The organism is Streptomyces sp. GbtcB7 (assembly GCF_019091445.1).
GTDB classification, from domain to species: Bacteria; Actinomycetota; Actinomycetes; order Streptomycetales; family Streptomycetaceae; genus Streptomyces; species Streptomyces mirabilis.
Map to the genome: position 1 here is coordinate 31228 of NZ_JAGXJM010000006.1, position 18240 is coordinate 49467.

Annotated in this window: 17 protein-coding genes; 8 read left to right on the forward strand and 9 right to left on the reverse strand. The window is 71.2% G+C overall.

The window, feature by feature from the left end; genetic code table 11:
• Positions 1–11: 11 nt before the first annotated feature.
• The 5 genes from KVT44_RS12110 to KVT44_RS12130 all read right to left on the reverse strand — a co-directional run bounded on the left by KVT44_RS12110 (position 12) and on the right by KVT44_RS12130 (position 6252).
• Positions 12–1925: a hypothetical protein gene (locus tag KVT44_RS12110; RefSeq protein WP_217567053.1), complete on the reverse strand. Its 1914-nt coding sequence runs from the start codon at positions 1923–1925 to the stop codon at positions 12–14.
• Between the two features lie 305 nt (positions 1926–2230).
• Complete coding sequence (locus KVT44_RS12115; protein ID WP_217567054.1) at positions 2231–3001, reverse strand: SDR family NAD(P)-dependent oxidoreductase; 771 nt, start codon at positions 2999–3001, stop codon at positions 2231–2233.
• Positions 2998–4299, reverse strand: a complete 1302-nt coding sequence (gene hisD / locus KVT44_RS12120; RefSeq protein WP_217567055.1) for a histidinol dehydrogenase — start codon at positions 4297–4299, stop codon at positions 2998–3000. Before hisD ends, KVT44_RS12115 begins: the two co-directional genes overlap by 4 nt.
• A 40-nt stretch (positions 4300–4339) precedes the next feature.
• A complete protein-coding gene (locus KVT44_RS12125; protein ID WP_190169391.1) occupies positions 4340–5281 on the reverse strand; it encodes a VOC family protein in 942 nt (313 codons plus the stop codon).
• The gene (locus KVT44_RS12130; protein WP_217567056.1) at positions 5278–6252 is read right to left on the reverse strand and encodes a fumarylacetoacetate hydrolase family protein; all 975 of its coding nucleotides are present in this window, start codon (positions 6250–6252) and stop codon (positions 5278–5280) included. The genes KVT44_RS12125 and KVT44_RS12130 overlap by 4 nt, the downstream gene beginning before the upstream one ends.
• A 228-nt stretch (positions 6253–6480) precedes the next feature.
• Between KVT44_RS12130 and KVT44_RS12135 the strand changes: the two genes are divergently transcribed.
• The 8 genes from KVT44_RS12135 to KVT44_RS12170 all read left to right on the forward strand — a co-directional run bounded on the left by KVT44_RS12135 (position 6481) and on the right by KVT44_RS12170 (position 14207).
• On the forward strand, positions 6481–6786 hold the full coding sequence (locus tag KVT44_RS12135; RefSeq protein ID WP_190169389.1) for an antibiotic biosynthesis monooxygenase: 306 nt from the start codon (positions 6481–6483) through the stop codon (positions 6784–6786).
• Positions 6787–6836: 50 nt separating this feature from the next.
• The gene (locus KVT44_RS12140; protein WP_099924337.1) at positions 6837–7961 is read left to right on the forward strand and encodes an FAD-dependent monooxygenase; all 1125 of its coding nucleotides are present in this window, start codon (positions 6837–6839) and stop codon (positions 7959–7961) included.
• A complete protein-coding gene (locus KVT44_RS12145) occupies positions 7958–8962 on the forward strand; it encodes an amidohydrolase family protein (RefSeq protein ID WP_217567057.1) in 1005 nt (334 codons plus the stop codon). The genes KVT44_RS12140 and KVT44_RS12145 overlap by 4 nt, the downstream gene beginning before the upstream one ends.
• Positions 8959–9927, forward strand: a complete 969-nt coding sequence (locus KVT44_RS12150; RefSeq protein ID WP_217567058.1) for a cyclase family protein — start codon at positions 8959–8961, stop codon at positions 9925–9927. Before KVT44_RS12145 ends, KVT44_RS12150 begins: the two co-directional genes overlap by 4 nt.
• Positions 9924–11306, forward strand: a complete 1383-nt coding sequence (locus KVT44_RS12155; RefSeq protein ID WP_308313974.1) for an FAD-binding oxidoreductase — start codon at positions 9924–9926, stop codon at positions 11304–11306. Before KVT44_RS12150 ends, KVT44_RS12155 begins: the two co-directional genes overlap by 4 nt.
• Positions 11307–11309: 3 nt before the next feature.
• Complete coding sequence (locus tag KVT44_RS12160; protein WP_217567059.1) at positions 11310–12266, forward strand: fumarylacetoacetate hydrolase family protein; 957 nt, start codon at positions 11310–11312, stop codon at positions 12264–12266.
• 153 nt (positions 12267–12419) lie between these two features.
• Positions 12420–13400 carry a LysR family transcriptional regulator gene (locus KVT44_RS12165; protein WP_099924333.1) on the forward strand — a complete coding sequence of 327 codons (981 nt, stop codon included), beginning with the start codon at positions 12420–12422 and terminating at the stop codon, positions 13398–13400.
• Positions 13401–13436: 36 nt separating this feature from the next.
• The gene (locus KVT44_RS12170) at positions 13437–14207 is read left to right on the forward strand and encodes an SDR family NAD(P)-dependent oxidoreductase (protein ID WP_217567060.1); all 771 of its coding nucleotides are present in this window, start codon (positions 13437–13439) and stop codon (positions 14205–14207) included.
• A gap of 33 nt (positions 14208–14240) precedes the next feature.
• On the opposite strand, the gene KVT44_RS12175 is transcribed toward KVT44_RS12170, so the two are convergent.
• From KVT44_RS12175 to KVT44_RS12190, 4 genes are all read right to left on the reverse strand, one after another.
• Entirely contained in the window at positions 14241–15500 is a 1260-nt protein-coding gene (locus tag KVT44_RS12175; protein WP_217567061.1) for an RNA polymerase sigma factor, read from the reverse strand.
• Entirely contained in the window at positions 15497–15838 is a 342-nt protein-coding gene (locus KVT44_RS12180; protein WP_060896254.1) for a YciI family protein, read from the reverse strand. Before KVT44_RS12180 ends, KVT44_RS12175 begins: the two co-directional genes overlap by 4 nt.
• Entirely contained in the window at positions 15835–16572 is a 738-nt protein-coding gene (locus KVT44_RS12185) for an SgcJ/EcaC family oxidoreductase (protein ID WP_190169381.1), read from the reverse strand. Before KVT44_RS12185 ends, KVT44_RS12180 begins: the two co-directional genes overlap by 4 nt.
• 122 nt (positions 16573–16694) lie before the next feature.
• The gene (locus KVT44_RS12190) at positions 16695–18239 is read right to left on the reverse strand and encodes an MFS transporter (protein ID WP_217567062.1); all 1545 of its coding nucleotides are present in this window, start codon (positions 18237–18239) and stop codon (positions 16695–16697) included.
• Between the last annotated feature and the right edge of the window lies 1 nt (position 18240).

An 18240-nucleotide genomic window follows, 5' to 3' on the forward strand; every position in this document is an offset into this window, starting at 1 on the left:
CCCCCGGCGGCTCAGCCGACCGTGAGGACGATCGCGCCGGAGTAGGCGCCTCCTGCTTCGATGGCCGTCTGTGTGCCGTCGACCGTCATCGTCACGGACTTGCCGCTCGCCGCCCGCACCGCCGCGTCGGCGGCGAGCGTCAGCCTGGTCAGGTGCGAGGTGCCGGTCACGGTCCAGGTCGAGCCGCTGTTCAGCTGGACGATCACGCCGTTGTTGACGGCGGGCTTGACGGTGTTGGTGACCTGGCCCAGCTCGTAGAAGTTCGAGGAGTCGATCGTGTCGACGCGGTGCTTGGCCTCCGTGGCCGAGATGACGCCCTGCACGGTCGAGTCCTCGAAGGTGAGGACCATGTTCTTGCCCGCGCGCATGCCGTTGTAGAAGTCGCCCGCCAGCGCGATGGAGGTGAAGGTGGCGGCGCCGTCGGCCGCATGGACCGAGGTCGGGTCGAAGGAGGCGTCCTTGGCGGGGTCGCCCGTGGGTTCGGTGTAGACGCCGACGTTCATCATCTTGCCGTCGACGTTCACCGGGCCCGGGTCGTCGCTCTCGATCATCTGCAGGATGATTCCGTCGCCGGGGCTGAGCTGCGCGCCGTCCGAACCGTCCACCGTGATCGAGGTCTGCTGGCCCTTGTTGAGGAAGGTGGTCTGCGCGGAGGTGATGACCGTGCCGCCGTCCAGCTTCAGGGTGCCGGTGCCGAAGAACATGAAGCCGAAGTGGCCCGAGTTGACGACCGTGATCCGAGCCGGGATGGCAGCGAGTTCGGCCTTGGTCAGGCCGAGGCCGAGCGAGGAGTTGAGCGCCGCGACGGCTTCGCGGGTGCTGTCGCCGTAGTGGATGGAGGCGGCCGGGCCCGCGCAGATGGTGGCGTAGCTGCCGACGTCGAACTGCGAGCCGAGCACGCGGACGGTGGCGTCCCCGATGGCGTAGGTGCCGTAGCCGTACGTTCCCGTGTTGCCGACGCTGCTGTTGATCGCCGTCAGCTGGAGCCCGCTGCCGCCCTCCACCGACAGGGCTCCCCAGGTCTCCGACTGCACGGTCGAGTTGATGTACGTCGCCTTGGTGCCGGCGCCGATGAGGTTGGTGGCGCGGACATTGCCGTCGAGGCCCAGCATCCACGGCACGGACTCCATGTACGGGGTCTCCACGGTCGCCTGGTAGTCGGCGGGGAGCGTGCCGTTGCGGGCCCGCAGGCGGGAGTTCTTCACGATGACGTTGGCGCCGTCGTCCGCGACGACCGTCGTGCGCACCACGCCCTTGTTGGTGATCCTGGCGCCGTCCACGACGAGTGTCGTGGACGAACCGGTGCCGACGACCGCGGCGCCGTATCCCGCGAAGTCGCAACGCCCGTTGCCCGTGAGGGAGATGGCGGGGCTCTTGAGCGTGTAGGTGCCGTTCTTCACGAAGACACCGTCGAAGCACTCGCCGGTGGAGGTGATCGCGACGTTGCGGGCGAGGGTGTCGGTGAGCGTGCCGCCCACGACGCCGGACAGGACGGACCTGGCGCGGTCCACGCCGTCGGCGCCCACGTAAAGGGCCTGCCGGAAGGGGAAGGTGACGGTCTGATAGGTGATCGCGTTGGCCTCCGCCACGGTGAGCACGATGTCGCCCTGGTAGGTGCCGGCGGAGATCAGCGTCTCGGTTCCACCCGTCTCGGTGAGGAGCTGCCCGGTCTCGACCCCGTCGACGGTGAGGGTGACGCTGTACCCGTCGGGCGCGGTGACCTTTCCGCCTTCGGCTATGGACAGTTCGCTCACGCTCGTGGTCGCCGAGAGATGGTACGTCTCGCCGGCCCCCACGGAGATCTTGTCCGCCTTGGTCGTCTTCGCGGTGGGTCCCGCGGCCAGGGCCGGGGCTGCCGGAACGAGCAGGGCTCCGGCCGTGGCCGTACCGGCGATCAGGAACGAACGTCGGGTGATCAGCGTCATTGCATGCCTTCCCAGAGATCCAGTGCGCGGTTGCGCAGCGTGACCGGCCGACCGTCGGATTCATGGGGGCGACGGCTCGGGCGGAGGCACCAAAGGTGCGCATGAGAAAGTCAATCAGCCCTGTGCACAAGGGAGTAGCCACCTTGTGGACACATACCGGAGGGCGATGTCTCGGATCGTGCGGCCCACTTCATGGCCGTCACACAGCGTGTTCACAGGCGGGTCGGAGGGGAACGCACGACGGTGCGGCGGACGACCTGGAGCCGTCCGCCGCACCGTGCTCACCGCGCTCGCCGCGCCCTGGACTACGCCGGTGCGACCATCCCCGCCGACAGGTCGATGTCCGCCCCGCACAGCCCCGGCATCGCGAGCATCGCCACCAGCGCCCGGGCGACCTCGTCCTCCTCCACGAGCCGGCCCAGCGCGGCGCGCGAGGCGAAGTCCCGCTCGGCGGCCTCGACGCTCGTCCCGGTCAGCTCGGCCGTCAGCCGGAAGTTGCGGTCCATGCGCGGGCCCCGAACCGGCCCGGGGGAAAGGGAGTTGACCGCGACACCGTGCGGCCCGACCTCGCCCGCCAGCGTCCGGGTCAGACCGAGGAGCGCCATCTTGGAGGCGGTGTACGGGGTGCGGTTCAGCAGCGGCCGCTTCCCGCTCACGGAGGCGATGTTGACGATGTCACCGGCGCCGGCCGCGATCATGGGCGGTAGGAAGGCCCGGCACATCAGGTACACCCCGCGGACGTTGGCGGCGAACACCTCGTCCCACTCCTCGGGCTCGATGTCGGTGAGCGGGCGTACCGGTCCCGCGACTCCGGCGTTGTTGACGAGCAACGACACCTCCTCGTCGGCGAGTTCGAGGGCCAGGGCGCGCACCGACTCCGGGTCGGAGACGTCACACACCGCCGTACGGGCCCCTCCGTCCTCCTTGGCCACCCGCGCCGCGGCGTCCGCGAGAGCCCGCTCGCCGCGGCCGACGAGGATCACCCGGGCCCCGGCTTTCGCCAGGGCGAGCGCGAAGGCCCGCCCCAGCGGTCCGCCGCCGCCCGTGATCAGCGCCGTACGCCCGTGGAGGGTCATGCCGTGTTCCACGGCAGTTCGTCGCCCGCGGCCTTCGCCGCCCGTACGTCACCGGAGCGGGCGTGCCCCTCGAACAGCTCGACGCGGGAGGCGCGCCCGCACAGCCGGCCGAGCAGGGCCCCCGAACCGGAGTCCGTGACCTCCTGGTAGGTGACCGTCTTGAGGTACTTCCCCACCCACAGGCCGCCGGTGTAGCGGGCCGCGCCCCGGGTCGGCAGCACATGGTTCGTGCCGATGACCTTGTCGCCGAAGGACACACAGGTGCCCTCGCCCAGGAAGAGCGCGCCGTACTGCGTCATCCTGCGCAGGGCCTCGCGCGGCTCGGCGGTCAGGACCTCGACGTGCTCGAAGGCGAACGCGTCGGCGAGCGCGTACAGCTCGTCGAGGGAGTCCACGACGTGCACCTGCCCGTGGTCGCGCCAGGCGGGTCCGGCGAAGTCGCGCGTGGGCATGCCGGGGAGGAGTCGCTCGACCTCGGCGACGGTCTTCTCGGCGATCTCGCGGGAGGTGGTGATCAGGACGGCCGGGGAGTCGGGTCCGTGCTCGGCCTGGGAGAGCAGGTCGACGGCGCACACGAAGGGGTCGGCGGCGCTGTCGGCGAGGACCAGGATCTCCGTCGGACCCGCGAAGAGGTCGATGCCGATCTCGCCGAACAGCTGCCGCTTGGCCTCGGCGACATAGGCGTTGCCCGGCCCGGCGATCAGGTTCACCGGCTCCATGGTGTCCGTGCCGACGGCCATCGCGGCGACGGCCTGCACCCCGCCCAGCAGCCAGATCTCGTCCGCGCCCGCGAGATGCGCGGCGGCGACGGTGGCCGCGGGGATCTCGCCGTGGATCGGGGGCGTACAGGCGACGACCCGCGGCACGCCCGCGACCTTCGCCGTGACGATGGTCATGTGCGCGGACGCGGTGAGCGGGTAGCGGCCACCGGGGATGTACGCGCCCGCCGCCCGCACCGGGATGTGCTTCTGCCCGAGCCTGACGCCCGGCAGGGTCTCCACCTCGAACTCGCCCATCGACTCGAGCTGGTGGCGGGCGAAGGAGCGCACCTGGTCCTGGACGAAGCGGATGTCGTCGATGACCTGCCGCGGGACCGAGGCGACGATCTTCTCGATCTCCTCGGCGGAGAGCCGGAAGGCGTCGGGGCTCCACCGGTCGAACTTCTCGGAGTACGCGCGCACGGCCGCGTCGCCGCGCTCGCGGACGTCCGCGATGACGCCCGCCACGGTCTCGCGCACCTGGTCGAGGGAGGCGGTGACCTCCGCCCCCGGTACGGCGTGCTTCAGGATCGTTGCCACAACTGCGGCCTTTCTGCGGGTTGTTGACGGCGGTCGGCGGTTACACGGGGGGTGCGTCGAACAGCACGTCGGGATCGTTGAACTGCTCCTTGGCGACCGACTCGCTCATCGGGTCGGCGGTGCCCCACTGGTCCTGGGTGATCGGGTCGTCCACGTCGTGGCGGCCCGGGTGCCACAGGTCCTCCTCCAGGACGGCGAGTTCGGTCGTGTACTCGACCGTGTTGCCGTGCGGGTCGTGGAAGTAGGAGAAGGTGTTGTCGCCCGCGAGATGGCGGCCCGGACCCCAGGTGAGCCGCGTCCCGGCGCGCAGCGCCCGCCCCGTACCACGCATGTACTCCTCCACTCCGCGCATCTCGAACGAGGCGTGGTGCAGGGAGACATGGGGTCCGCGCGCGATGGCGAAGGAGTGGTGGAGCGGGCTGCACCGCAGGAAGTACATGAGGTCGCCCATGTGCGCCGAGTACAGGGTGTCGGTGAGCCGGAAGCCGAGGTGCCGGACGTAGAAGTCCCGCAGCCCCTCCGGGTCCTGCGAGTTGACCACGCAGTGCGAGAGGCGCACCGGGATCGCCTCGCGCTCCTCGATCCTGCGGTGTGCGCGCGTCTCGACATCGGCCGACACCTCCACGACCCGGCCGTCCGGGTCGAAGAAGCGGAAGCCGTAGCCGCCGCCCGGAGTGTCCAAAGCCCCCGGCTCGCCGATGAGTCGGACCCCGGCCCGCCCGAGGCGCGGATGCAGCTCGTCCACCGCGGCCGGCGAGACCGCGCCGAAGGCGACCAGGTCCATCCGCTTCCGCTCGTCCTCGCGGATGCGGACGATGTACTGCTCGGGGCTGCCCTCGGCGGCGAAGAAGGCGATCCCGCTGTCGCCTGCGACCTCGGTCAGACCCCAGGTGGTGCCGTAGAAGGCGCGCTGCCGGGCGAAGTCCGGTACGGCCAGGTCGACATGGCGGAGATGGGTGATGGGCTGGAAGGTGCTGGTCACTGTCCGCTCCTGACGGTGTTGCGCTGGTGGCCGAGGCCCGTGATCTCCGCCTCCATGACGTCTCCGGGCTTGAGGAAGACGCCCCAGTGCGCGCCGTTGCCCGCCGGGGAACCGGTGAGCAGCAGGTCGCCGGGGCGCAGGGTGGTGGTCGTGGTGACGTAGGCGATGAGCCGGGGAATGTCGAAGATCATGTCCTTGGTGGACTCGTCCTGGCGCACGGTTCCGTTGTGGCGCAGGGTGATCCGGACGTCCGCGTCGTCGGTGGGGTTGCCGACGAAGGCGGCCGGGACGAGGAAGGGCCCGGTCGGCAGGAAGGTGTCGGCGTTCTTGGCGGTGAACCAGTCGGTGCCGATCGCCTTGAGGTCGGGCCGGTAGAGCCGGTCGCGGGTGGTGAGGTCGTTGCAGATGGTGTAGGCGGCGACGTACGACATCGCGTCCTCGGCGGGGATGTGCTTGCCCGTCCGGCCGATGACGAGGGCGAGTTCGAGTTCCCAGTCGTGCTGCTCGCCGAGCGTGGGCAGCACGATGTCGTCGTACGGGCCGCAGATCGCGCGGGGCGAGCCGAGGAAGACGTACGGGACTCCGCTGCGGATCCGCTCGTCCATCATCCGCTCGGCGTCCGCGCGGGCCTCCTCGGGCGTGGCGCCGTGCACGCTCTCCTTCTCGGCGGCGACCAGGTCCACCACGTGCTTGCGGTAGTTGGCGCCGCTCTGCAGGACCTGGCCGGGCTCGATGGGGGCGAGGACGCGCAGGTCGGCGAGGGCGTGCCAGGAGTCAGCAGCCTCCTGTGCCAGGTCGACCAGGCGCGGGAAGAGGGCGTCCCAGTCCTCGATGACCGCGCGCACGGACGGGGCCAGGTCGGACAGGTCACGTACCCGGGGCCCGACGACCAGGCCCGGGAAGACCTGGGAGCCGTCCCCGAAGGTGCCGAGGGCGAACGGCCCGGTGTGGGAGGGAATTCGGTCGGGCACAGGCTGTCTCCTCGTACGGCGGGTGGCTTGCCGTCGACGCTAGGCAGCGCGGGGGCGGGGCGGAAATGGCGATCCGCGATGCCTGCCATCAGGGGGCCGGAGGCCGTGTGATCAGCGGCCCATCGTCGTACGGGATGGATGACGTCCCCCTTGCCGATGCCTCGATCCGTTGACCCTGCAACGACCCTCCGAGCAGGCTCGGAGCACCGTCGGACCTGAGGAGCGAGTGTGATCGTCGAGCATGCCGAACTGACCGTGGAAGCCGGTCGTGAGCGGGTTTTCGAGGCCGTCTTCGACAAGGCCCGCGAGGTGCTCGCCGAGGCGGACGGGTTCCGCTGGACCGAGCTGCTGCGCTGCGAGGAGCGTCCGGACCGCTATCTGCTGCTGGTCGGCTGGACGTCCGTGGAGGCGCACACGGTCGGCTTCCGCAGCTCCGAGCGCTTCCAGCGGTGGCGCGCCCTGGTCGGGCCGTTCTTCGCCGCGCCGCCCGCCGTCGAGCACTACCGCACGCTCGGCGGCCGCTTCACCGCCTGACCGCACCCCACCGCACCCCTGTTCTTCTTCTACGTTCGCAAGGATCGCCCATGCCCGTACACAAGGTGCTCGTCGTCGGCGGCGGCATCACCGGTAGCGTGCTGTCGCTCGCGCTCGCCCAGCGCGGCGCCGAGGTCGAGCTCGCCGAGATATCGCCCCAGTGGTTCGGTGTGGGCCACGGCATCACCGTCCAGGGCAACGCGCTCAAGGCGCTGCGCTCGGTGGGCGTGCTCGACCGGGTGCTCGCCCGGGCCGTCCCGTTCGACGTGATGCGGCTGCGCCGGGCCGACGGCGGACTGCTCGCCGAGCTGCGCACCCCGCACACCGGCGGTGCCGAGCTGCCGTCGACGGCGGGCGCGCTGCGCTCGGACCTTCAGGACGCCCTGTGCGACGCCGTCTACGCGCAGGGGGTGCGCGTCCGGCTCGCGCTGAGCGTGGCGAAGCTCGACCAGTCCCCCGACCATGTGGACGTCACGTTCACCGACGGCACCAGCGGCCGCTACGACCTCGTGGTCGGCGCCGACGGCATCAACTCGCGGATGCGGCAGCTGATCGGCGTCACCACCAGGCCCCGCCCGGTGGGTATGTCGATCTTCCGGGTGGTCGCGGAACGGCCGCCCGAGATGGACTGCGCGGAGGTGTACTACGGCGGTCCGCGCTACAAGGCCGGCTACAGCCCGATCTCGCCCGACCAGTGCTACGCCTACCTGCTCGACGAGAACCTCGACGCCTCACTGATCGGTCCGCGCGCCCCGCTGTCGCTGCTGCGTGAGCGCGGCGCCGGGTACGGCGGCACCTGGGGCAGGATCCTCGCCTCGCTGCCTCAGGACACCCCGGTCGACTACCGGTGGATCGAGGCGATCCTCGTCGACGAGCCCTGGTACCGGGGCCGTACGGTGATCATCGGGGACGCCGCGCACGCCTGCCCGCCGCTGATCGCGCAGGGCGCCGCGATGTGCGCCGAGGACGCGGTCGTGCTCGCGGAACTCGTCACCGGCGGGGCGCCCCTGGAGAAGGCGCTCGACACGTTCATGGCGCGCCGGCTGCCCCGGGTGCGGGTGGTGCTGGAGAACTCGCTGCGGCTCGCCGACTGGGAGATCCACCCGGAGACGCCCGGCGCGGACCCCGGCCGGATCATGTCGGAGACCCTGGACTATCTGACGGCCGCCGCATGAACGTTCCCGTCGTGGACTTCCACGGGCACCTCGCCGTCCCCGCCGCCGACGCGCTGTGCGCGGGCACGCCCGGCCTGGCCGCCGAGCTGGCCGCCGAACAGCGGGCGCACTCCCCCACGTCACTGGCGGTCAACCGCGCCCAACTTCAGCGTCTCGCACCGAAGTTGACGGACATCACGACCAGGCTCGCCGACCTGGACACGATGGGTGTCGACCTCCAGGTGGTCGGCCCGATGCCGATGCACCACTACTGGGCGGACGCGGATCTCGCCGTACGCCTGGCGCGCACGGTCAACGAGGCCGTGGCCGCGCACTGCGCGGTGGCGCCGGAGCGGCTGTACGGCCTGGGCACGGTCCCGCTCCAGCATCCGGACCTCGCGGTCGCGCTCCTCGACAAGGCGGTCACGGAGTACGGCCTGTACGGGATCAGCGTGTCCACGACCGTGGACGGACGGGAGCTCGCGGACCCCGCGCACGACCCGGTGTGGCAGCGGGCCGAGGAGCTCGGCGCGGTCGTCTTCGTGCACCCCTGGGGCTGCTCGCTCGGGGAACGGCTGGCCACGCACTACCTCGGCAACACGGTCGGGCAGCCCCTCGAGACGACGGTCGCGCTCTCGCACCTCATCTTCACCGGTGTCCTGGACCGCTTCCCGCGCCTCAAGCTCGTCGCCGCGCACGGCGGGGGTTATCTGCCGACGTACATCGGCCGTTCCGACCACGCCTGGCACATGCGCGAGGACGCGCGCGGCTGCGCGCAGCCGCCGAGCGCTTATCTGCGGCGCATGTGGTTCGACGCGCTCGTCTACACCCCGGGCGGACTGCGCCATCTGGTCGAGGAGGTCGGCGCGGACCGGGTCGTCCTCGGCACCGATCACCCCTTCGACATGGGCGTCGAGGACCCGGTGGCCCGGCTGGACGCCGCCGGGCTGTCCCCGGCCGACCGTGTCGCCGTCGCCGGGGGCAACGCTCTCGACCTGCTGCAGAAAGGACGTACTCGATGAGCCTGGGTCCGATTGAGGAAGAGCTCGCCAAGGCCCGTACCGCCTACCGGAACTGGGGCCGTTGGGGTAAGGACGACGTGCTGGGCACGCTCAATTTCATCGACGACGCGATACGGGCGCACGCGGCGGGCCTGGTCCGGCGGGGCCGGTCGTTCTCGCTCTCCCAGGAGTTCAACGAGAGGGGCCCGCAGCGCGGTTTCCGTGGCCGGATCAACCCCGTCCACTACATGAAGGACACCGGTTCGGACGCGGCCGCCGGGACGCAGGACTTCCCGCACGGCTTCGGGGGCGCCGACGACCATGTCGTGATGCCGCTCCAGGCCTCCACCCAGTGGGACGGCCTCGGACACATCTACGACAACAAGCAGGCCTGGAACGGGCGTCCGTGCACCATCGTCAACGGCGACGGCGACTCGGTCACCGGCATCGAGCACATGAAGGACGCCTTCACCGGGCGCGGGGTCCTGCTCGACGTGGGCCGCGCGGTCGGCGACGAACACGGCGAACTCCCGGACGGTTTCGCGATCCTGGAGGAGCATCTGCGCGCCACGATCGAGGCGCAGGGCGCCACCTCCTCCGTACGGCGCGGCGATCTGGTCCTCATCAGGACCGGGCAGTTGGGGCGGGTACGGCGACTCGGCGCGTGGGGTGGGTACGCCGCCGGGGACGCCCCGGGCCTCTCCTTCACCACGCTCGGCTGGCTGCACCGTACGGAGATCGCCGCGATCGCCTCCGACACCTGGGGCCTCGAAGTACGCCCGTACGAGTTCGCCCAGCCCGCGATGTCCCCGCTGCACCAGATCGCGATCCCCAACATGGGCCTCCCGCTGGGTGAGATGTGGGACCTGGAGGAGCTGGCCGAGGACTGCGCCGCCGACGGTGTCCACGAGTTCCTGCTGATCGCGGCGCCGCTGCCGGTGACCGGCGCGGTGGGCGCCCCCGTCAATCCGATCGCGATCAAGTGAGTACGAGCGTGCACATCGACCGTTTCTCAGGCACCCTCCACTTCCCCGGCGACGAGGACTTCGAGGAGGCGTGTTTCGGCCGGGTCTTCAACGCCCGCCGCCCGTCGGACCGTACCCCCGCCGCCGTGCTGATGGCCGAGTCCGAACAGGACGTCGTCGACGGCGTACGACTCGCCCTGGAGCGGGGCTGGCAGGTCGCCGTCCGCTCCGGCGGGCACAGCTGGGCCGCCTGGTCGGTGCGCGAGGACGCGCTGCTGATCGACCTCGGAGGTCTGCGCGAGATGGCGTACGACCCGCGGACCGGGATCGTGACGGCGGCCCCCGGAATCAAGGGCGGCGACGAACTCAACCCGTATCTCGGAGAGTTCGGGCGCTTCTTCAACGGCGGGCACTGTCCCTCCGTCGGCATCGGCGGCTTTCTGCTCCAGGGCGGACAGGGCTGGAACGCGCGCGGCTGGGGCTGGGCGGCCGAGAACGTCGTCGCGATCGACGTCGTCACCGCCGAGGGCGAGCTGGTGCGTGCGGACGAGACGCACCACAGCGACCTGTTCTGGGCGGCGCGCGGGGCGGGTCCTGGCTTCTTCGGGGTCGTTACCCGCTTCCATCTGCGCACCCGCCCGCTGCCGAAGCATTTGGCGCACACCGTGCACGCGTACCCACTGGACCTCTTCGACGAGGTCATGACCTGGCTGCACGGCATGCACCACACCGTCTCCGACCTGGTCGAGATCGTCGCCCTGACACAGACCCCGCCCGCCGGGGACGGTCCGGTGCTGCTGGTCACGGGCGTGTCGATGACCGACACCGCCGAGCAGGCCGCCGAGGCGCTGGCCCCGCTGCACGCCAACCCGTACGCGGACCGGGCGCTGCTGCGGATCGAGGCGCGGCCGACCACCCTCGCCGAGCAGCTTCGGGGCCAGCGCCTCGCCAACCCCGAGGGGCACCGCTATCTCGTCGACAACGCCTGGCTGACCGGGTCAGCCGCCGAGGTCGTGCCGGCGATCCGGAAGGCGTTCACCGAGCAGCCGACCCGGCAGACCTTCACCATCTGGTTCTCGATGGCCCCGCTGCGTGAACTCCCGGACATGGCCTTCTCGTTGCAGTCCGAGATCTACTGCGCCACCTACGTCATCCACGACGATCCCGGGCGCGACGCCGAGCTGCGCGGCTGGCTCGACGAGGCGATGGCGGCGATGCGGCCGGTGACCGCGGGCCAGTATCTCGGGGACTGCGACTTCACCGTGCGGCAGCTGAGGTTCATGGGTGACGCGCAGTGGGAGCGGCTTCAGGAGATCCGGGCGGCTCGGGACCCGAAGGGCCTCTTCGTGGGCCATCTGAGCGCCGGAACCGTCACCAACACCAACGACTGGGAGCGATAGGGCATGCGGTTCACGACATACGCGTACGAGGGTGTGGAGCGCGCCGGGGTCGTACGGGACGGGATCATCCATCCGCTGCCGCCGGGCACGACCGTCCTGTCGCTCGTGGAGCAGGAGGCGCTGCATGCCGCCGGCGGCGAAGCGCTCTCCGTCGAGAGTGACTTGACGGTGGATCAGGTGCGCCTGCTGCCCCCGCTGAAGCCGCCGTCCATCCGGGACTTCGTCGGATTCGAGGCGCACATCGAGGGGGTCGCCAAGTCGCTGGACGGTCTGGAGCAGGTGCCCGAGGAGTGGTACCGGGCGCCGAACTTCTACTTCACCAACCCGCACGCGGCCTACGGCGCGCACGACGACGTTCCGGTACCTGCGGGCTGCTCGGTGCTCGACTTCGAGCTGGAGGTGGGCGCGGTCGTCGGCCGTGCGGGCCGGGACCTCACGCCCGAGCGGGCCCGCGAGCACATCGTCGGCTATCTCGTCTTCAACGACTGGTCGGCGCGCGATCTGCAGAAACCGGAGAAGAACCTCGGTCTCGGCTTCTCCAAGGGCAAGGACTTCGCGAACACCCTCGGCCCGTATCTGGTCACGGCCGACGAGGTGGCGGACCGGCGCGACCCGGACGGCTTCCTCGACCTGGAGATGACGGTCACCCTGAACGGCGAGCTGATCGGCCGCGACACCCTCGCCAACGTCTCCTGGACCTTCGAGGAGATGGTCGCCTACGCCGCCCGTGACGCCTGGGTGCGCCCCGGCGACATCCTCGGCTCGGGCACGTGCGGCTGGGGGGCGCTCGCGGAGTTCTGGGGACGTGTCGGGGAACGTACGCCGCCGCCCCTGAAGCCCGGCGACGAGGTGACGCTCACCGTGGAGCGCCTCGGCAGCGTCTCCAACCGGATCGTCCCCGGGCGCGCGGACGTGTATCTGCCGCGGGCCCGCAAGCGCGGCCGGACGCCCCGGCCGTAACCCTCCGTACCCCTTTCGACCTGCACACATCCAGGGATCCGATGGCAGCCATCGGATCCCTGTGAGTTGCCCCCGGACCCTTCCTCGGCGGGAACCCGGTCGTTACGCTCCCGTTTCACCGAGCTTCAACGACGCGGCCGGAAGGAGACACACATGGGTCTCGGAGCGATCGACCTGAATCTCCTGGTGGCGCTGGAAGCCCTCCTGGAGGAGAAGAACGTCACCCACGCCGGGGTGCGGCTGTCCACCAGCCAGTCCGCGATGAGCGGGTCGCTGGCCCGGCTGCGGCGGCACTTCAACGACGAGCTGCTGGTGCGGGTGGGCCGCGAGTACGAGCTGACGCCGCTCGCGGAGCGCCTGCTGCCGGTCGTCCAGGCCTCCCTGCACAAGGCCGAGGAGGCGCTCTCACTGACCCGGCACTTCGAGCCCGCACGCAGCCGGCAGCGCTTCTCGGTGGTGATGTCGGACTATGTGATGACGGTGTTCGTGGAGCCGCTGCTGCGGGCCATCGCGCAGGAGGCGCCGGGCGTCCGCATCGACTTCCACCCCATCGTGGACGGGCAGTTGGAGACGGAGACCCATCTGCGCTGTCACGACCTGATGATCGTGCCGCTCGGGTACCAGCTGCCGGGCGTCAGCGAGGCCGTGATGCACGACCGGTTCGTGTGTCTCGTCGACCCCGACAACCCGCGGCTGGTGGACGGGCGGCTCGCCCTGCGCGACCTGGCGGAGATGCCGCACGCCGCGTGTGGCATCGGCAAGCTCACACCGGCCGACCGCCAACTGGAGACCCTCGGCATCACGCCCAGGGTGCAGGTCAGTACGCCCGGCTTCAACGTGCTGCCGTTCCTGGTGAGCGGCACCGACCTGGTCGCCCTGGTGCCCGAGCGGCTCGCCCGGCGCTACGAGGGCTTCGCCCGCTGTGCCGTCGTACCGACGCCGTTCCCGGACGTGCCGCTCGTGGAGGCCATGTACTGGCACCACAACCGGCACGCGGATCCCGCGCACCGGTGGCTGCGGGAGACGGTCCGCAAGGTGGGCGCGTCGCTGGACGATCCCGGGCCGGCGGAGATCGTCGACGTGGATGCCAGCCATGGCGAACGCGCGTTTCCGGAGCTGGCCCCGGCTTCCTAGCGTGGGGAGCGAACCCCCGCCCCCTTGGAGGAAGCCGTGAGCCGCACGCGCCTGGCCGGTCGTACCGTCGTCGTCACCGGAGCCGCACAGGGTCAGGGAGCCGTGGAGGTGGCCGCGGCGGCCCACGAGGGGGCCTCGGTGGTCGCCACGGACGTCCTCGACGAGCCCGGCGAGAAGCTCGCCGCCGCCCTGCGCGCCGACGGCCTCGACGTGCGCTACCACCACCTGGACGTGTCGTCCCCGGACGACTGGGCGGCCCTGGCGAGCTCCCTGGAGGCCGTGCACGGGCTCGTCAACAACGCCGGGATCCCCATGCGGGCCCGCCTCGGCGGGGTCGAACTCGCCGACTGGAACCGGGCGTTCGCGGTGAACACCACCGGCCCGATGCTCGGCATCCAGGCCCTCGCACCGCTGATGCCCCCCGGGTCCTCGATCGTGAACGTCGGCTCGGTCGCCGGACTCACCGCCCATCACGCGGTCGCGTACACGGCGAGCAAGTGGGCGCTGCGGGGCCTGTCGAAGGTGGCCGCGCTGGAACTGGCGCCGCGCGGTATCCGTACGAACGTGATCCACCCCGGTTACATCGAGACGCCTCTGATGGCGACGGCCAACCCGGTCTTCACCCGGGCGCATCTCTCGATGACTCCGCAGGGCCGCCCGGGCAGCTGCGAGGAGGTCGCTCCGCTGGTCGTGTATCTGCTCTCCGACGAGTCGTCCTACGTGAACGGCGCCGAGATCACCGTGGACGGCGGCTACTCCGCGCACGGCGGCGTGAAGGCGATCACGAACGCGCTCGACTCGGTGTGACCACCCGGCCCGGACGGTCGCCGCGGACGGGTCCTACGCCGATCGGCACTGCGCGAGCCGCTTCTCCAGAAAGCGCCGCTCGGCGGCGTTCTCCACGAGCTCCAGCGCCCGGTCGTACGCCTCGGCCGCCTCCGCCGGGCGTCCCATGCGGCGCAGCAGATCCGCCCGGGTGGCGGGCAGCAGGTGGTAGCCGTCCAGCTCGCCCTCCCGCTCCAGCTCCGCGACGAGCGCCAGCCCCGCTTCCGGGCCCTCGGACATGCCCACCGCCACCGCACGGTTGAGCCGCACCACGGCGGAGGGCACGAAGCGCGCCAGTTCCCCGTACAGCGCGGCGATGTCGGCCCAGTCCGTGTCCTCGGCCGTCGCGGCGGTGGTGTGGCAGGCGGCGATGGCGGCCTGGATCTGGTAGGGCCCCGGGCGTCCGCGGCGCAGGGCGCTCTCCAGGAGGGCGGCGCCCTCGTCGACGGCGGCCTTGTCCCAGGCCGTACGGTCCTGGTCCTCCAGCGTCACCAGCTCGCCGGCCGCGTCCACCCGGGTGGCGCGCCGGGCGTCGTGCAGCAGCAGGAGAGCGAGCAGACCGAGGACCTCGGGTTCGTCGGGCATCAGACGGGCCAGGACCCGGGCGAGCCTGATGGCCTCCGCGCAGAGGTTCGTACGCACCAGGTCGGCGCCGGACGTGGCGGCGTACCCCTCGTTGAAGAGCAGGTAGACCACGCCGAGGACGCCGGTGGTGCGTTCGGGCAGCAGATGCGCGGGCGGTACGCGGTAGGGGATGCCGGCGTTGCGGATCTTCCGTTTGGCGCGCACCAGGCGCTGCGCCATGGTCGTCTCGGGCACCAGGAAGGCGCGGGCGATCTCGGGGGTGGTGAGCCCGGCGAGGGTGCGCAGGGTCAGTGCCACCCTGGCCTCGATGGGGAGCGCCGGGTGGCAGCAGGTGAAGATGAGGCGCAGCCGGTCGTCCCGGACGCCGCTGTCGTCGCCGTCGTACTCCGGGTCGCTGGGCCCGTCGTCCCGTGCCAGCACCGCCGCCTCCCGCAGTTTCTGAGCCCCCACCGCCTCGCGGCGCAGCACGTCCAGGGCCCGGTGGCGTGCGGTCGTGGTCAGCCAGGCGCCGGGGCGGCGCGGCACTCCGTCGCGCCGCCACCGGTCCAGGGCCTGGGCGAAGGCGTCCTGCGCGCACTCCTCGGCGAGGTCCCAGTCGCCGGTCACCCGGATCAGGGTGGCGACGACCTGGCCCCATTCCTCGCGGAAGGCGGCGGCGACCGCCGCCTCCACGTCACCGATGTCGTTCACTCCCAGACCGGCCGCACCTCGACCGAGCCGCCGCCCAGCGCCGCCGGATGCCGGGACGCGAGCGCGATGGCCTCGTCGAGGTCGGCGACCTCGATGAGGTCGAAGCCGGCCACGTACTCCTTGGACTCCACGAACGGCCCGTCGCTGAGCAGGACTTCGTCGCCCTGGACACGGACGGTGGTGGCGTCGGTGGACGGCCGCAGCCGTGCGCCGCCCTTGACGATGTCGCGGCTGCGGACCTCGTCGATGTACGAGGTGAAGCGGGGGTCGTCGGCGATCTGCGCGGGGCTCAGCTCCTCGCCGCCGACGGGGGTGCAGATGAACAGGACGTACTTCATGACAGGCCCTCCGTGACGCCGGTGTCGAACGGGACCGAGGTGTGCTGGTGGACGATCTGCCAGCGGTCGCCCGCGGCGCGGTAGCCGGTGGTCACCCGGGCGGTGGTGTCGAGCGGTTCACCGGTGGCGAGCGTGGCGCGGATCCGTACGAGCGCGTGGCTGAAGGCGACGCTCTCGTCGACCCGTACGCGGAAGTCGGACACCTCGCGGTGCACGGGCCCGCTCAGGGTGGAGAACCACAGCTCCTCCGCCTTGCGCAGGGCCTCGACGCCGCTCTGTTCCAGACCGCTCACGGGGTGGAACACCTCGACGTCGGGGGCGTAGCAGGCCATCGCCCGGTCGAAGTCCCGATCCCGGCCGGCGGCGGTGAGCTCCGCGTCGAGCCGGCGGATCTCGGTCTCGGCGTCCTCGTCGTCCCAGAAGGCGCGCACCTCCATGGCGCCGACGGTCGCCACGGGGTGCTGCGCGGCCACCTCGACGGCCTCCTCCAGGCTGTCGCAGTCGAGGATGTCGTATCCGGCGACGTACTCCTTCGTCTCGGCGAACGGCCCGTCGGTGCGCAGCACCTCGCCGTCGCGCACCCGCACGGTGACCGCCTCGGCGGGGAGCCGGAGCCGGTGGCCGTGCAGCCGGACACCGCTGCGGACGCCGTGCTCCTCGACCCAGGGCTCGACGGGGGCCATGCCCGAGGCGTCGGCGGTGTCGTCGCCGCAGACCAGCAGCATGTACTTCATGGTTCCTCCCGGTGCTCATGAACTTCCTACACCCCACCGACGAACGGAACCGCCCCGAATCGACACCCTGGGCACGCGAAGAGGCCGGGACCCGGGTCCCGGCCTCTTCGTGGAGCTCCGCGCTACGCGGTAGCCGTCCGCACCGACGGCTCACCGCCGGCGCCGACCGCCGCTCGGGCGGTGTTCTTGCGCACCAGCAGCAGGGTGACCAGCGCGCCGAGCAGGGAGGCGCAGCCGCAGATCACCACGCCGAGGGCCATGCCGTGGCCGAGCGCGGTCTGCGCGGCGGCCCTGGCGCTGTCGCTGCCCGCGTTGACCACGGCGAGCGGGCCCGCGGCGGCCTCCATGCCGGCGTCCGCACCGTTGAGCTTGCCCACCAGGGCGGAGGACGCGGCGCTCATCGCGATGGTGCTGATGACGGCCGGCCCGAGTCCCTGGCCGAACTCGCGGACCAGGCTGGTGGCGCCGCTGGCCATGCCGGTCATGTGGATCGGTACGGCGTTCACGGCGGCCGAGGTCAGTGAGGAGACGACGCAGATGAAGCCGATGCCGAGCAGCAGCACCGGGCCGATGAAGGCGGCGAGGGAGGTCGTGGTGATGGGCAGCGCGGCGATCCAGAACTGTCCCGCGGCCATCGGCAGCAGTCCGCCCATCAGGAGCCAGCGGGCGTCGACGCGGGTCAGCATCCTGCTGAGCACCGGTGCCAGGAGCAGCGGGATCAGCTGGAGGATCACGAACGGCATGCTGGCGCGCAGCGCGCTCAGATGCATCACGGCGCCGAGGCGGATGGAGACGCAGTACGCGGTGCCGATGAAGCCGAACATGCCGGCCAGGGCGACGACGGCCGCCGCGGCGAAGGACGGGATCCTCAGCAGGTCCAGGTTGAACATCGGCGAGGCGGCGCGGGTCTCGGCGACGACGAAGCCGACGAGGGCCACCGCCGCGAGGGCCAGCGAGCCGACGATCGCCGCGCTGCCCCAGCCGCGGTCGCCGCCCTCGATGATGCCCCAGAGCAGAGCGGTGAGGCCGACGGCGATGGTGATCTGGCCCGGCCAGTCCAGGGCGCGGCCTTCGGGGGCCTTGGAGTCGGTGACCAGTTTCCAGCAGGCGACCGCGACCGCCAGGCCGAGGACGACGGGTGGCACGAACGCCCAGCGGAAGTCGGCGACCGTGGCGAGCACCCCGGAGGACAGCGGTCCCACCGCGGAGGCGAGGGAGATGCTGAGCGCCCAGGTGGAGACCGCCTTGGCACGGTCCTTCCCGTCGGGGGTGGCGGCCGCGATGACCGCGAGGGAACTGGGGAAGAGTGCCGCGGCGCCGATACCGGCCAGCGCCTGTCCGGTCCACATCATGGTGATGTTCTGGGAGGTGGCGTTGAGGAGTTCACCGAGCGCCAGGACGAGGCCGCCGAGCACCAGCAGGCGCTTGCGGCCGAAGAGGTCTCCGACCACACCGAAATTCAGTTCAAGAATGGCGGTGGGGAGAATGAAGGCGGACGTGACCCAGGCGACCTGGGAACCGGACGCCCCGAAGGCGGCCTGGATTTCACCATTGATGGGGGACGGAACGGTAATGCACAGTTGCGCGGCGGCGACTGCGAGACAGCAGGCTATGAGTGTTCCGAGGTCCAGTTTCTTCAAAGAGGTCGTGGAGATCGAATCCGTCATC